The sequence below is a fragment of the Shewanella sp. A22 genome, from assembly GCF_053850585.1.
Genome location: NZ_JBSQBN010000126.1, coordinates 1 through 13,542 on the forward strand (window position 1 = coordinate 1; position 13,542 = coordinate 13,542).

At 40.3% G+C, this 13,542-nt stretch carries 16 protein-coding genes; 7 read left to right on the forward strand and 9 right to left on the reverse strand.

Going from position 1 to position 13,542, the window contains the following annotated elements; all coding sequences use genetic code 11:
• Window positions 1-166, forward strand: a 166-nt coding sequence (locus tag ACWXWT_RS17245) for a transposase (protein WP_456042824.1), incomplete at its 5' end; no start/stop codon positions are given.
• Window positions 167-444: 278 nt separating this feature from the next.
• On the opposite strand, the gene rbsK is transcribed toward ACWXWT_RS17245, so the two are convergent.
• Window positions 445-1,353 carry a ribokinase gene (gene rbsK / locus ACWXWT_RS17250; RefSeq protein WP_456042809.1) on the reverse strand — a complete coding sequence of 303 codons (909 nt, stop codon included), beginning with the start codon at window positions 1,351-1,353 and terminating at the stop codon, window positions 445-447.
• Window positions 1,354-1,407: 54 nt separating this feature from the next.
• Window positions 1,408-2,340, reverse strand: coding sequence for a pyrimidine-specific ribonucleoside hydrolase RihA (gene rihA, locus ACWXWT_RS17255; protein WP_456042810.1), 933 nt, complete (start codon window positions 2,338-2,340; stop codon window positions 1,408-1,410).
• Window positions 2,341-2,656: 316 nt separating this feature from the next.
• Between rihA and ACWXWT_RS17260 the strand changes: the two genes are divergently transcribed.
• Together ACWXWT_RS17260 and ACWXWT_RS17265 are read left to right on the forward strand one after the other, a co-directional pair.
• A complete protein-coding gene (locus ACWXWT_RS17260) occupies window positions 2,657-2,908 on the forward strand; it encodes a YkgJ family cysteine cluster protein (protein WP_456042811.1) in 252 nt (83 codons plus the stop codon).
• Window positions 2,909-2,942: 34 nt separating this feature from the next.
• The gene (locus tag ACWXWT_RS17265; RefSeq protein ID WP_456042812.1) at window positions 2,943-3,398 is read left to right on the forward strand and encodes an Rrf2 family transcriptional regulator; all 456 of its coding nucleotides are present in this window, start codon (window positions 2,943-2,945) and stop codon (window positions 3,396-3,398) included.
• Here the strand turns inward: ACWXWT_RS17265 and ACWXWT_RS17270 are convergent.
• From ACWXWT_RS17270 to gpmM, 3 genes are all read right to left on the reverse strand, one after another.
• Complete coding sequence (locus tag ACWXWT_RS17270; protein ID WP_456042813.1) at window positions 3,373-4,131, reverse strand: divergent polysaccharide deacetylase family protein; 759 nt, start codon at window positions 4,129-4,131, stop codon at window positions 3,373-3,375. The genes ACWXWT_RS17265 and ACWXWT_RS17270 overlap by 26 nt on opposite strands.
• Before the next feature lie 168 nt (window positions 4,132-4,299).
• Window positions 4,300-5,433 carry a murein hydrolase activator EnvC family protein gene (locus tag ACWXWT_RS17275; protein ID WP_456042814.1) on the reverse strand — a complete coding sequence of 378 codons (1,134 nt, stop codon included), beginning with the start codon at window positions 5,431-5,433 and terminating at the stop codon, window positions 4,300-4,302.
• Between the two features lie 10 nt (window positions 5,434-5,443).
• A complete protein-coding gene (gene gpmM, locus ACWXWT_RS17280) occupies window positions 5,444-6,985 on the reverse strand; it encodes a 2,3-bisphosphoglycerate-independent phosphoglycerate mutase (RefSeq protein ID WP_456042815.1) in 1,542 nt (513 codons plus the stop codon).
• A gap of 252 nt (window positions 6,986-7,237) precedes the next feature.
• On the opposite strand from gpmM, the gene ACWXWT_RS17285 reads away from it, so the two are divergent.
• The 4 genes from ACWXWT_RS17285 to ACWXWT_RS17300 all read left to right on the forward strand — a co-directional run bounded on the left by ACWXWT_RS17285 (window position 7,238) and on the right by ACWXWT_RS17300 (window position 10,672).
• On the forward strand, window positions 7,238-7,672 hold the full coding sequence (locus tag ACWXWT_RS17285; RefSeq protein WP_456042816.1) for a rhodanese-like domain-containing protein: 435 nt from the start codon (window positions 7,238-7,240) through the stop codon (window positions 7,670-7,672).
• Window positions 7,673-7,880: 208 nt separating this feature from the next.
• Window positions 7,881-8,354 carry a protein-export chaperone SecB gene (gene secB, locus ACWXWT_RS17290; RefSeq protein WP_456042817.1) on the forward strand — a complete coding sequence of 158 codons (474 nt, stop codon included), beginning with the start codon at window positions 7,881-7,883 and terminating at the stop codon, window positions 8,352-8,354.
• 3 nt (window positions 8,355-8,357) lie between these two features.
• The gene (gene gpsA / locus ACWXWT_RS17295; RefSeq protein WP_456042818.1) at window positions 8,358-9,374 is read left to right on the forward strand and encodes an NAD(P)H-dependent glycerol-3-phosphate dehydrogenase; all 1,017 of its coding nucleotides are present in this window, start codon (window positions 8,358-8,360) and stop codon (window positions 9,372-9,374) included.
• 116 nt (window positions 9,375-9,490) lie between these two features.
• Window positions 9,491-10,672, forward strand: coding sequence for an NAD(P)/FAD-dependent oxidoreductase (locus tag ACWXWT_RS17300; protein ID WP_456042819.1), 1,182 nt, complete (start codon window positions 9,491-9,493; stop codon window positions 10,670-10,672).
• Window positions 10,673-10,827: 155 nt separating this feature from the next.
• On the opposite strand, the gene ACWXWT_RS17305 is transcribed toward ACWXWT_RS17300, so the two are convergent.
• The 4 genes from ACWXWT_RS17305 to ACWXWT_RS17320 are packed head-to-tail and all read right to left on the reverse strand — an operon-like array spanning window position 10,828 to window position 13,182.
• Complete coding sequence (locus tag ACWXWT_RS17305) at window positions 10,828-11,520, reverse strand: DUF799 domain-containing protein (protein WP_456042820.1); 693 nt, start codon at window positions 11,518-11,520, stop codon at window positions 10,828-10,830.
• A gap of 5 nt (window positions 11,521-11,525) precedes the next feature.
• A complete protein-coding gene (locus ACWXWT_RS17310; RefSeq protein ID WP_456042821.1) occupies window positions 11,526-11,927 on the reverse strand; it encodes a DUF4810 domain-containing protein in 402 nt (133 codons plus the stop codon).
• Complete coding sequence (locus ACWXWT_RS17315) at window positions 11,902-12,207, reverse strand: hypothetical protein (RefSeq protein WP_456042822.1); 306 nt, start codon at window positions 12,205-12,207, stop codon at window positions 11,902-11,904. The genes ACWXWT_RS17310 and ACWXWT_RS17315 overlap by 26 nt, the downstream gene beginning before the upstream one ends.
• 6 nt (window positions 12,208-12,213) lie before the next feature.
• Complete coding sequence (locus ACWXWT_RS17320) at window positions 12,214-13,182, reverse strand: CsgG/HfaB family protein (RefSeq protein WP_456042823.1); 969 nt, start codon at window positions 13,180-13,182, stop codon at window positions 12,214-12,216.
• Window positions 13,183-13,542: the final 360 nt, after the last annotated feature.

Genomic DNA, 13,542 nt, shown 5'->3' on the forward strand with positions numbered 1-13,542 from the left:
CTATTCTCCAGAGCTAAATCCTATAGAACAGGTATGGCAATGGCTAAGACAGCACTGTTTAGCAAATAGGTGTTTTGAAGGTTATAACGATATCGTTGAGCTGTGTTGTAGTGCTTGGAATACGTTTATTCAGTGCAAGGACAGTGTGTACAAGAGACTGGGCTAATATGGGCAAAGTCTAATGCGGATTGGTATAAGACATTCCCACCATCCATGGCGGTCAGATGCTGGAGGTAGAGTAACGCAGGAGCTTGTTACCGAGGATCACTATTCGCTTCAATCATCTGCCTTGCCTACAGCACTTTGAACTCCCGCTCAAAGATCACATATTTAATAGGATAGGATAGGATTGGTATTATAGAATAATTGGATAGTTCTAAAACTATCCAATTGATGGTGTTTATAAGGTGGAACTAATTGATAACGTAAACTTAACCGTAGATGCTAATTAAGCTCACTTCTATAAGGAATGCTATTTTGCGCTCCGTGACGTGTTACTGCTATGGCAGAAGCTTGATTGGCGAATATGACGGCATTATGTAAATTTTTTCCTTCATCCAATGCCACCATTAGTGCTCCGTTAAATGTGTCTCCGGCTGCGACGGTGTCTATTGCGTTGACAGTAGGTGCTGGAATCAAATTTCCCTGACCTTGTTCACTGAGGTATGCGCCTTTACTCCCCATCGTTATAATGACGTTGTTAACACCTTGCATATGAAGATAGTCAGCTGCTTTTGCGGCACTGAATTGATCGTTAACATCAATTCCAGTCAGTGCGAATGCTTCGGTTTCATTAGGCGTAATGATATCAACTAAATTTAACAAATCGTTATGTAGTGTCGAAGCTGGAGCAGGGTTTAAGATGGTTGTGCAATGATGTTGCTTAGCTTGTACTAATGCTTGATGAACACTATCTAGGGATGTTTCAAGTTGTATAAGTAAATAATTAGCTTGTGAAAACAATGCTTGCTGTTGCTCAATGTGTTGAACAGACAAATAGGCATTTGCTCCAGGAACAACCCCAATACAGTTTTCGCCATGTTGGTTTACAAATATAACCGCTGTTCCAGTATTTTGATTGGCTACTTCATAGCAGCCACTTAGATTAATACCGTCAGTAGCCCAAGTTTTTCTCATTATCGCAGCGTTGGTGTCGTCACCGAGCGCACCAATAAAATAAATATTCTGATTATGGTTTCGTAACCTGGCCGCTGCTACTGCTTGGTTTGCTCCTTTTCCACCTAGTGCTAATTTATATTGTTTACTTATTAAGGTTTGGCCTGTTTGAGGCAATTCGTCGAATGTTAGGACATGATCTGCATTGGCACTACCTACCACTAATATCGTGCTCATGTGTTTCCTTATTAGCCATACTGAACAGCTGGGTATCCGTATGGCATTAAATTATTAATAATCGTTTAAGCGTTCAACTATAAAGTCGACAAAACCTTGTCGGTTAATATTAAACAATACTTTAGTATTGTGTGGGTTATCGGTTAATTCATAGCGGTCAACTACCGTCATTCCTTGGGTATATTCCCCCTTAGTTTCAACCCCAACCCAACAATCTACTGCAGTAAATAAAGATGGATTAAGTAACCAGGCTATTGTACATGGATCATGTAATGGTGCACCGGTAAAGCCCCACTTAGGGTCTCGATGGTAAATCATAAAAAAGTCGAGTAGCTCTGCAACACATTGGGCAATAGGATTGTTAATCGCTCGAATTCTTTCAATATCTTCATCCATGATCTGGGCTTCATGTGTAACATCTAACCCGCACATGACAATTGGTATTCCTGATTTAAATACCATATTAGCGGCTTCGGGGTCGACAAATATATTGAACTCTGCCGCGGGAGTCCAGTTACCCACTCCAGCAGCTCCGCCCATGAGTACTATGCTATCGATGTTGTGATGTAACTCTGGATGAGCGGCCAAGAAAAGTGCAATGTTAGTTAGCGGCCCTGTAGGAACCAGAGTAACAGGTTGTTTACTTTCGCGAACTTTGTCAGCCATTAATTGAATGGCAGTTTGCGCTACAGGAGCAAATGCAGGATCTGGAAGTTTAGGTCCGTCGAGTCCACTTTCGCCGTGTACGTTGTCAGCAATAATAAGTTCACGGGCTAATGGCTTTGGCGCCCCACTGGCAACGGGTATATCGTGTCGACCGAGCAAGGTTAATACTCTTAATGCATTATTAAGTGTTTTATCGGGCGTTTGATTGCCGGCACTTGTGGTAACCGCTAAAACATCAAGCTCTGAAGAGCTCAATGCTAAGATAAGTGAAATAGCATCGTCGTGGCCGGGATCGCAATCGAGAATTACAGGACGTTTCATGGGTAATTTCCTTATTAATATGTACCCTTAATGTATCATTTTGACCGATTATGCATTAATGCTTAAACGATAAAATGTGATCCAATATCGAGAATAGGAAAGCAATAAGTCGTGATTCAACCTTATTAAGATAAATTTGTTTGAAATTATCGAAGCTTGAAGAGCGTTACAAATGTTATAGTAGGCCATTATGTACGCTAAATTGTATTTTATCGGCGAGACAGTTTTGATTGTAGTGCTTCAAGTTAAGTATACTTTTTCAAAGATTTATTTTGTTTCAAGAAGATATGGCTGTGTTGCAAACGTAAGGTGTTAAATGGATTGTCGTTTAGGTTGCGGTGCCTGCTGTATAGCGCCTTCAATAACAAGTGCTATTCCAGGAATGCCAAATGGCAAGCCTAAAGGAGTACGGTGTATTCAGCTAAATGAAGATAATTTGTGTATGATTTTTGGTCAGCCAGAACGTCCTGATGTGTGTACTGATTTTAGTGCAAGTATTGATGTGTGTGGTACAACAAATGACCAAGCTTTATGGTTGATCACTGATTTAGAGTCTTCAACATGTTAATCTACTTGTTTTATTTACCTTGGATATTTAGACCATGCAACTAACTCGATATACAGATTTTGGTATTCGCATTTTAATGTATCTTGCGGTGCAACCTGAACGCGAAAGTTTGTTTCGAATTGCAGAAGTCACTAGCGTATTTGATCTTTCCTCAAATCATGTGGCAAAGATTGTTCATCAGTTAGGGAAGATGGGGTATTTGCAAACCGTTAGAGGTAAAAGTGGTGGTTTTAGGTTAGCTAAAGGGGCTGAAGATGTTTTACTTGGGCAGCTCGTTCGTGATTTAGAGCACTCATTATCTCCAATAGACTGTGAGTCTCCTTATTGTCGTTTTACGCCAGTTTGCCGATTGAAAGGCGTTTTAGGTCAAGCTGTTGCCGCCTATTTGAATGTACTTGACCAATATTCTCTAGCTGATATTGTTGCGAATAAAACCGACATCTTGTCTACGTTACCAGATTTGTCTATTTCAGTGTTGCACTTGGATTAGGCTGACCTGCTGTTGCAACACTTTCTTCATTGAATAATTGAGATGCTGGCACTAATGTGATGCCATTAGCTTTTAAGCGATCTAAATTAGCATTTAAAAATTGAATCGTTTCAGGGTAAGGGTGGGCAATGGCAATAAGTTTATCTTGTTGCTTAGATCTTGAAATTATTTGCTGAAACTGTTTTTCTAATGCGTGCTCGTTAATATCATTATCCAAAAATACGTGCCTTCTGAGTAGCGGTACACCAAGTTGTAACGCTTGCTTGCTAGCTTTAGTGTATTTAGTCGTAACGCTGTCGACAAAAAACAATTGTTGTTGTTTTAAACTCTGCATAACCCATTTCATAGGCTTATCCATTTGTGTAAGCAAGCTACCCATATGGTTATTAGCCCCTTTTGCAAAGGGAATATTAGAAAACGCACTGTGTAATTGTTGTTTAATTTGGTCTTCGCTCATGTCATTGGTTAAGCCTCCTGGCCCTAACGCTTTACCATTTAAGGCTTGCATTGGTAGGTGTAACATAATTTCATGACCTTTATGGTGACCATCAGTTGCCAGTTTTTGACCTAAAGGGGTATGGGGAAGCACTGATAAGGTAATATCCTGCGGCAATGACAATGCCGCTTCATCAGTAACGCGATAGCCTATATCATCAATGATGATGGCTAGTCTGGTGGCTGCAGCGGGCATTACGCTACTTAGCAATAATAGGATTAATAATAGCTTTTTCAAAAGTATATTTTATTTAGTTACGTTAATTATTATTGTTCAATGGTATCTGCATGATTATAAACACAGTTATTCGATTTGATATAGTACTAATTGATAACAATATAGGTTGTTTTGCTGAGTTTGATAGCCAATTTAGTTCCTTTATATCACCTTTGCTAGCGATAGGGGTTAGCGGCAATAATAAGCAGGATCAACCGCTTTACCCTTATTGCGAATTTCGAAATATAATCCTGGCTCACTTTGTCCGCCCGAACGTCCAACAAGTGCAATAGATTCACCTGTTTTTACCATATCTCCAGGTTGCCTAAGCAGCGTTTGCGCATGACCATATAGGCTCATATAACCTTTACCATGGTCAATGACTAACACCATGCCAAACCCACGTAGCCAGTCAGCGTAAATCACTTTACCCGGAGCCACTGCATTAATGTATTGGCCTTCCGGTGCAGAAAGTACAGTACCCTTCCAGACTATTTGACCTGAGCGACTACTGCCAAAGCGTTTACTTATTTTCCCTTTAGTGGGCCATGTTAATTTAGCTTTTTGGCTCACTAATCCGTCCATAGTGGGGTTTGCTTTTGCTGCAAGCATGGCTTGTTGCACGATGCGTTTTAAACTTGCCTCTTCAATTTGTAGTTGTTCTAATTCTGCACCTTTACTCGATAAAGTGCGTTGCAATTGAGTTAGGGTTTGTTGGCGCTGGCCTTGCTCTTTAGTTAATTGTTGTGCCTGTTGTTTTTGATCTATGACTAATGCATTGAGCTTTTGCTGAGCAGTGACTTGTTGTTGCTTAACGGTATCTAAATCGATACTGGTTTGCTTTAACTGCTTAATGGCTTTAATTCGGGCATTATTCAGAAACTGGTAATAGGCCAACATGCGCTCAACGGTGGCCGGATTTTGTTGATTAAGCATCATTTTGGTGTAGTCATGATTGCCTGCAAGGTAAGCACTAGATAATTGTTTAGATAAGGTTTCTTGTTGACTACGTTTAAGGTTTACTAACTCGATTTGCTGCTTGTCGAGTTCGCGAAGTTTGGCATTCACCGTCGCTAAGGAAGTTTGTGATTGATTCACTTTTTGGGCTGCTTTCGCAATGGCTTGCTCGTCAGCTTTAAGTAACCCTATCAATTTTTCACGTTGTTTAGCGGTATCTTTGAGTGAGTTTTGTTGTTGGTTTATTTGCGCTTGAATAGACTTCAAAGCCGATTGGCGTGAAGACAAATCGGCACTATGCGCCGTAAGTGAAAAGATTAGAAAGCCAGCAATAATGCTGGCTTTAACAAATAAACGAATTATCACGAGTTAATGTTTACTCTTTAAGGTCAATGATACAGCGTCCACTCATTTCTGTTGGGATGCTCTGGCCCATCAAGGTTAACATAGTTGGCGCGATATCGCTCAAGCGACCACCATCTTTTATAACTGCATCACGGCCAACATAAATGAATGGCACTAAGTTACTTGTGTGGGCTGTAAATGCTTGCCCATTAGAGGGATCTTTCATTTTTTCGGCATTACCATGATCGGCTGTAATTAAGCATTCGCCATCAACTTTAGCTAACGCTTCAATGACGCGACCAATACATGCATCAACGGCTTCACACGCTTTAACTGCAGCGTCAAATTTACCAGTATGACCTACCATGTCACCATTGGGATAATTACATATGATGGTATCGTATTTTGCCGACTCTATAGCTGCAACCAATTTATCCGTTAATTCGGTCGAGCTCATTTCAGGTTGCAAATCATATGTAGCGACCTTAGGCGACTGAATTAAAATACGGTCTTCGCCTTCAAAAGGCTCTTCTTTACCGCCATTGAAAAAGAAAGTCACATGAGCATATTTTTCAGTTTCAGAAATACGCAGTTGAGTCTTATGCAGGTTTTGCAGGGTTTCGCCAAGGGTATTAACCAAATTCTCCGATGGGTAAGCTATCGGAGCATTAATATCAGCAGCATACTCTGTCAGCATAACGAAGTTGATATTTGGTGTTTTATTACGTTTAAAACCGTCAAAATCTGGATTTACAAAGGTACGAGTAATTTGGCGTGCACGATCTGCGCGGAAATTCATGAATATGAGTGCATCGTTATCGTTTAATTCGGCTGTTTTTCCTTGAGCGTCAATAATGGCTGACGCTGCAACAAACTCATCGTTTTCATCACGAGTATATGCTGCTTCAAGTGCTTCAGGTGCAGACGAATATGTATACTTACCTTTACCCTCGGTAATTAATTCGTAGGCTTGCGATACGCGCTCCCAACGATTATCACGATCCATCGCAAAATAGCGGCCGATAATTGATGCTGTTCGGCCATGGCCTAACGAGGCAAATAGCTTATCAAAATGTTCTAAGCTTTTTTTAGCACTACGAGGAGGTGTATCTCGGCCATCTAGAAAAGCATGTAAATACACTTTTGTTGCACCGCGTTCAACAGCCATACGGCACATAGCTTCAATGTGGTCTTCATGACTATGTACACCACCAGGGGACAATAATCCCATAATGTGAACTGCACCATTAGCTGCGATGGCTTTGTCTACTGCGTTGCAAAGTGCAGGATTTTTTTCAAACTCATGGTCAGCTATTGCTTTGCTGATACGAGTGAGCTCTTGATACACAATTCGACCCGAGCCAATATTGATATGACCCACTTCAGAGTTCCCCATTTGACCATCGGGTAATCCGACGTCCATGCCAGAACCAGAAATAAGACTATGAGGATATTGCGCATTAAGCTTATCTAAAACAGGGGTGTTGGCATGAAAAACCGCATTATCTTGCGTGTTTTCACTGTAACCCCAGCCATCGAGGATAAGTAATGCGAGTGGACGTTTTTTTGTCATTTTGCAAATACCTTTTAAGTTAAAAATGGAAGTGTTATAAAATTTCAATTGTATGAATATTACTACTTATCGATAGTGTGCAAAAGGCATATAGGTTTGAAGATATAACTAAAGCAGCTGATAACGAGGGACCCGTTACTAATAAGTCGGCTTAAACCGCTTATTTTAGCTGTTTCTTTAATGAAAACTGCCGAGCAAAACGATATACTCGGGGCCATCTCATCTTAGTCATCGTTAGAGAAATCAGTAATTATGCAAGAATATATGGAATTTTTTAAAGCAAACCCAATGTTAAGTTTAGCTTGGGTCGGCTTGTTTGTGGCGCTTGTTGTTAGTGTCATTAAATCGAGCACTTCAAAAGTGAAAAACGTCAGTCATCAAGAATTAACACTTATGGTAAATAAGCAAGATGCCAAGGTCGTTGATGTACGTGGTAAAGAAGAATTCAAAAAAGGTCATATTGTCGATGCGCTTAATGTGACCTTATCAGAAATTAAAAATAATCAAGTTACTAGCCTTGAAAAGTTTAAAACTAGCCCCATTATATTAGTATGTAACTCAGGTATGACATCGTCACAAGCAGCTCAACTTCTTGCTAAACAAGGGTTTGAAAGTGTGTTTAACCTTAAAGGTGGCATGGGCGAATGGCAGGGTGCTAATTTACCCGTAGTTAAAAGCAAACGTTAATATTATTGCTTAATGGTATTCAGTGCTAACAAATTTGGGAAATAGTTAACACGGTATATTATCAAGATCTTGTTCGTTACTATTTATCGAGCTGGATCAATTTTACGGGATCGCACTAGTGTTAGATTATTTTTCTATACATTAAATGTGAAAGCCCAACACAATTAGCTTCACAGAAAAGCTAAATAACATTGATAGGTAAAAAATTATGGCTGAAGAAGCAAACAACGAAGCACAAGCACCACAATTCAACATTCAGCGTATTTATACAAAGGATCTGTCTTTTGAAACGCCAAACAGCCCAGCTGTTTTCCAAAAAGAATGGAACCCAGAAGTTAAATTAGACTTAGATACTCGCAGCAATAAATTGTCTGATGATACATATGAAGTTATTTTATCACTGACAGTTACCGCTAAAAATGGCGACGATACTGCATTTTTATGTGAAGTTCAGCAAGCTGGTATTTTCTCGATTGTTGGTTTAACAGAGCAACAGCTTGCCCATTCTTTAGGTGCATATTGCCCTAACGTGTTGTTCCCATACGCACGTGAATTAGTCGGTAACCTAGTTGGCCGTGGTACTTTCCCACAACTCAACCTTGCTCCTGTTAACTTTGACGCTCTATTTGCTCAGTATGTTCAACAGCGTCAAGCTGCAGCAACTGAAGAAGCAACAGCATAATTTATGAATAACGCTGCCGAAATTACGGTATTAGGGGCGGGGTCTTATGGCACCGCCCTTGCTATTTCTTTAGCCAGTAACGGTCACAAGACTTTGCTTTGGGGTCATGATCCTAAAAGCATGCAAGTGTTAGCTGATAATCGTTGTAATGAGCGTTTTTTGCCTGGTATTCAGTTTCCGGACTGTTTAGCCATTGAAGCTGATTTAGGCAAAGCCTTAGCGGCAAGTCAGAATATTTTGGTTGTTGTACCAAGCCATGTATTTGGTGATGTACTTAAACAAGCTAAACCGTTATTACGTGATGATGCACGTATTGTATGGGCTACCAAGGGTTTAGAGCCTGAAACTGGCCGTTTATTGCAAGATGTTGCTCGTGAGCAGTTAGGTGAACAGTATCCACTTGCTGTGTTATCTGGGCCGACTTTTGCTAAAGAATTAGCCGCAGGTTTACCTACTGCCATTTCGGTAGCGGGTACTTGTCCACAGTTCACCCATGATTTAGTGGAATTGCTTCATAGCCCAAAACGCTTGCGTGTATACGCAAATGATGATTTTATCGGCATACAATTAGGCGGAGCGGTTAAAAACGTGATTGCCATTGGTGCGGGCATGTCTGACGGTATTGGTTTTGGTGCAAATGCACGTACCGCACTCATCACTAGAGGTTTAGTCGAACTCAGCCGTTTAGGTGAAGCCATCGGAGCTGATACCTCAACTTTCATGGGAATGGCGGGTTTAGGTGATTTGGTTTTAACTTGTACTGATAATCAGTCACGTAACCGCCGTTTTGGTTTGGCATTAGGTCAAGGCAAAGACGTAATTGCCGCGCAAGAAGAAATTGGTCAAGTGGTCGAAGGTTATCGAAATACTAAAGAAGTGTTTACTTTAGCCAAGCGCTTAGGGGTAGAAATGCCTATCACCGAACAAATTTATCAAGTGTTGTATCAAGGTAAAGCACCCGTTGAAGCAGCAAAAGAGTTACTCAGTCGCGACAAAAAGTCTGAAACACCTAAACAATAGAGTGGCTAAGTTAACCGTGAGTAGATACCAAAAAGGATGCTAAAATAGCATCCTTTTTTGCATTCATTGCTTGCCAATTAATGGCTGACAAATCAATTTAAAGTGTGGAGTAAAACGTGAAACATCATGACGTAATCATTATTGGCGCTGGCGCGGCAGGTTTAATGTGTGCTGCTACTGCGGGCTATCGAGGTCGTGATGTGTTGGTGCTCGATAACGCCAAACAAGCTGGTAAGAAAATTCTTATCAGTGGTGGGGGGCGTTGTAACTTCACCAACCAAAAAGTTGAACCACATCAATTTATTTGCGCTAATCCACATTTTGTAAAGTCGGCATTGGCGCGCTATCGTTCAAGCGACTTTATTGATCTGGTTGAACGTCATGGCATTGAATACCATGAGCGTGAACATGGACAGTTGTTTTGTAATGATTCTGCGAAAGAAATCGTTACCATGTTAATGACTGAATGCGAATGGGCCGGTGTTAAAGTTAAGCTGCGCACTGAAATACTTTCGGTGGTCAAGACCGAAACAGGTTTCAGTTTAAGTACTTCAAATGGTGACTTTAGTTGCAAGTCGTTAGTGATTGCTACTGGCGGTTTGTCCATGCCTAAACTAGGTGCTACGCCTTTTGGTTACAAGCTTGCTGAACAATTTGGCTTAAAGGTGCTACCAACTAATGCTGGTTTAGTACCGTTTACTTGGCATGCCGATCAAAAAGTCCGCTTTGAGGCGTTATCGGGTATTGCCGTACCATCCACCATCACAGCTCAAGACGGTACTCAGTTTAGCGAAGCGTTATTGTTTACTCACCGCGGCCTATCTGGTCCAGCAGTACTGCAAATTTCAAATTACTGGCAACCGGGCGAAGCGGTTTCTATCAATTTATTACCGGGTGAAAACGCACTAGAAAAAATCGAACTAGCGTTAAAATATCATCCTAAGCAAAGTCTGCGCAACACGCTGAGTCATTGGTTACCTAAACGTTTGGTTGAGACACTCTTTGACGAGTCTATACTGGATAAGGCCTTAAACCAGCTTGGCCACGGCGAGCGTGAAAAGCTTGCTGACAGTCTAACCGACTGGTCTATTATTATGAATGGTACAGAAGGTTATCGCACTGCAGAAGTTACCTTAGGCGGCGTTGACACCAATGAGCTGTCATCTCAAACCATGCAAGCTAACAAGGTTGCAGGATTATACTTTATTGGAGAAGTAATGGATGTAAGTGGCTGGTTAGGAGGGTTTAATTTTCAGTGGGCTTGGAGCTCGGGTGTTGCCGCTGGATTGGCTGTTTAGTGAATTGAAGGAATTAAAACGAAGATAATCTTTTTAGTATGAAATAATTATTGTTTGGTTGGAGTTGAGTGGGATATTTTTTGATTATTACTTTAAAGGACACATAAAAAAGCGAGCTTGTTAGGCTCGCTTTTAATGTAAATCAGAATTTTTGTTTATTCCACTTTTTGTTGAATAATTTTGATATCTTGATCTTTTAAATATAGTGGGTGATAAGGGCCTACTGGTACGCTATAGATCAAGCGAGAGTTAGCTTGTTTAGCGTAGGTAGTATAATCTGCAGCCGCTGTATTGATGGCCGTGACAATTGCATTGGCAAGTAAACCAACAAGGCCACCACTGCCTGAATTTCCTGATAAATCAACCACCACAGTGCCTGTATATTTCCATAATACTTCAGACGTTTTTGTGGATTTTATTTCAGCCTCAATTGATACGGTCAAGTTCGAGGCGATAACAGTATAAGAAGTGTCCCACTTAACAATTTTAGTAAACAATACCGCATCTGCTCCAAAATATTCTTGAAATTTATTTAGTGGTATATCGTAAACCAGTTCACTGTCGTAAATCCCTTGCTCTTTTAACACTGCTGCTGTGAGTTCATAAGGAAAGGTGTAGTAACCATGAAACGCAACGGGCATTTCAACTGTAGTTGAGTAATAATCCTTAGCATCAGCCGCGGTGCTTAAGTTAATCGGTGGCATGATTAATAGCGATTTAGGTTTCTCGATATACATACCAGGAAACTCAGTACCTTTTGTCACATAAGTGGGGGTAACACAGCCCGTCAGTAATGTTGAAGCGAATAAAATGAGTAAAGCTGGTTTCAATATAGTTAGCATTGACATGGTACTTATCCTTGAGTGTTAGCTTTTTTTATGAGGTTATTCATGAAAACTTCAGCTTCAGGGTAGATCTGTTTTTCCAGCATAAAGTACTCAACGGCTTTGTTGTTGTCGTTAGCTTTAAGGTGAATAAATCCTAAGTTTGCATACACTCCAGGTGGAACTCGCATGGTTTTTTCGTTTGATTCACTAATGATACTTTCTAAAGATGACTTCCATTTGGCTGAAGTTTCGTCGCCAGCTTCACGCTTTAAAGCGTAAAAACTTTCAGAGTAGTCACCATAGGCATACATGGGCTTTTGTGTGGCAGCACAACCACTTAATAAAATAACAAGTCCAAGTAAACTTACTAATTTTGCTTTCATTGGGTCAATTTCCGTATTGTTATGGGATATAGAATTCTTTTTCATGGCCATCGCCAAGCAGGATTTCACGTTTTACTATTACCTGACCATCGCGGGTTATGACTATCAGATGTTTACCTGGCGTGACACGATATTGATTGGCAATACCTGTTTCGGTGACGGTAAAGGCGGGAATATTATCGACCGAGACTTCTACACCTTCAGCCGCTCCAGTAAAGTACAGATATGAAGCTGAAGCCTCCGTTTTTACTCCACTGTTATAACCACATCCAGAAACAACTAACACTAGAGTACTTAAAATAAGCAGTTTAATTATGTTCATCATGAATCCTTACTTTATTTCCTGGATATATAAGCCTGTGTAATCTTGGGCTGTTATGTATTGGTCGATATTGCCGCTGATAATCGTGCAAAAAGAGACTTCAGACTCCGGGGTATCACCAAGTGTTGAACTGACTTCGACTACGCCAATGGCTTTTCCTGGAAGTGTTACAAACATACCTGTTTGCGGATTTTTAACTTTTTTACCTTCTTTGATAATTTCAAACTGAGTGCCTGGCTGTATGTTTTGTGATTTGCCCCCAGATATGATTAAGTTGCCTTCTTCAAAAGATAAAATATACGAACGCCATGCTTTATCTAACATATTTTCGATGATATTTGATGCAAGATTGGTAATAGCAACATCTAATACTTTATCGTTCAGTGAGCTGTCATAGCCTGCTTTGTCACCGACACCGAAGACGGACCCTGCTTCTGAGTATGCGATGCCTTTGCCTTCTTCTGAATAAATAATTTGCCCCGTAGCAACGTCAATAATACGAATATTAACCTTAGCATTAGCTTCTTGTTTTTTTACTCTAGAAAAAATACCGACATCGCTGACTTCTTTACGGCCAAACTCAGTAATAGAACCCACAATCAAGTAATCAGCAGCATTTTTTAGGTTTGTGTTACCACCGATAGAGAGCTCTTTTTCAATTTGTCCAAGGTCGGCACGTTCGAGCATAATGAATTTGCCCGTTTGAAATAATTTTGAAGACAAGATATCCATGGCTTGCTTACCGATACGATTGTTGTCCTCATCGATAAAGAACCCTTGTCCATAGGTCGTTTCATTCGTAAAACGGCCGATAGCGACCTTACGTTTTAATGATTTTGTGTCTGCTGCTTGGGTTTGAGTTGGGCTAATTGCTGTGGCTGGGCTAGCGGTTGTAACAACTTGTTTTTTATTGACTGTTGCGCATGCTGTCGTCAGCGATGCACACATAACAAGTATTAGCGGTAAGGCTTTGTTCATTCTATGAATATCCTTATAAATTAAATGGAGACAAATATTATCACTTTGTAGAGTCTTCATCTACATTTAGAATTTAGTAACATTTATGTTGTATAAGCATTTTTATTATTTTGTTTTACTCCCTGTTTGTGGTCTTATTGTGAGGGTATTTGAGCAATTTTTATCTGTTTAAGTTGGTTTTAAGTTTTTCAAGCATTGTAATACCAATCCCATTAAATATCTGGTCAGTGCATAGTCTCTCAGGTTTTTCAATTCAAGGCACATTGATGTAGAAATGGTTGTTGCCTTTTAAATCGATGTAACACAGAAGTGGAATACTTGAGAGACTCCATTCTGGCGGGTTTCAAAGTCCTTTATGCT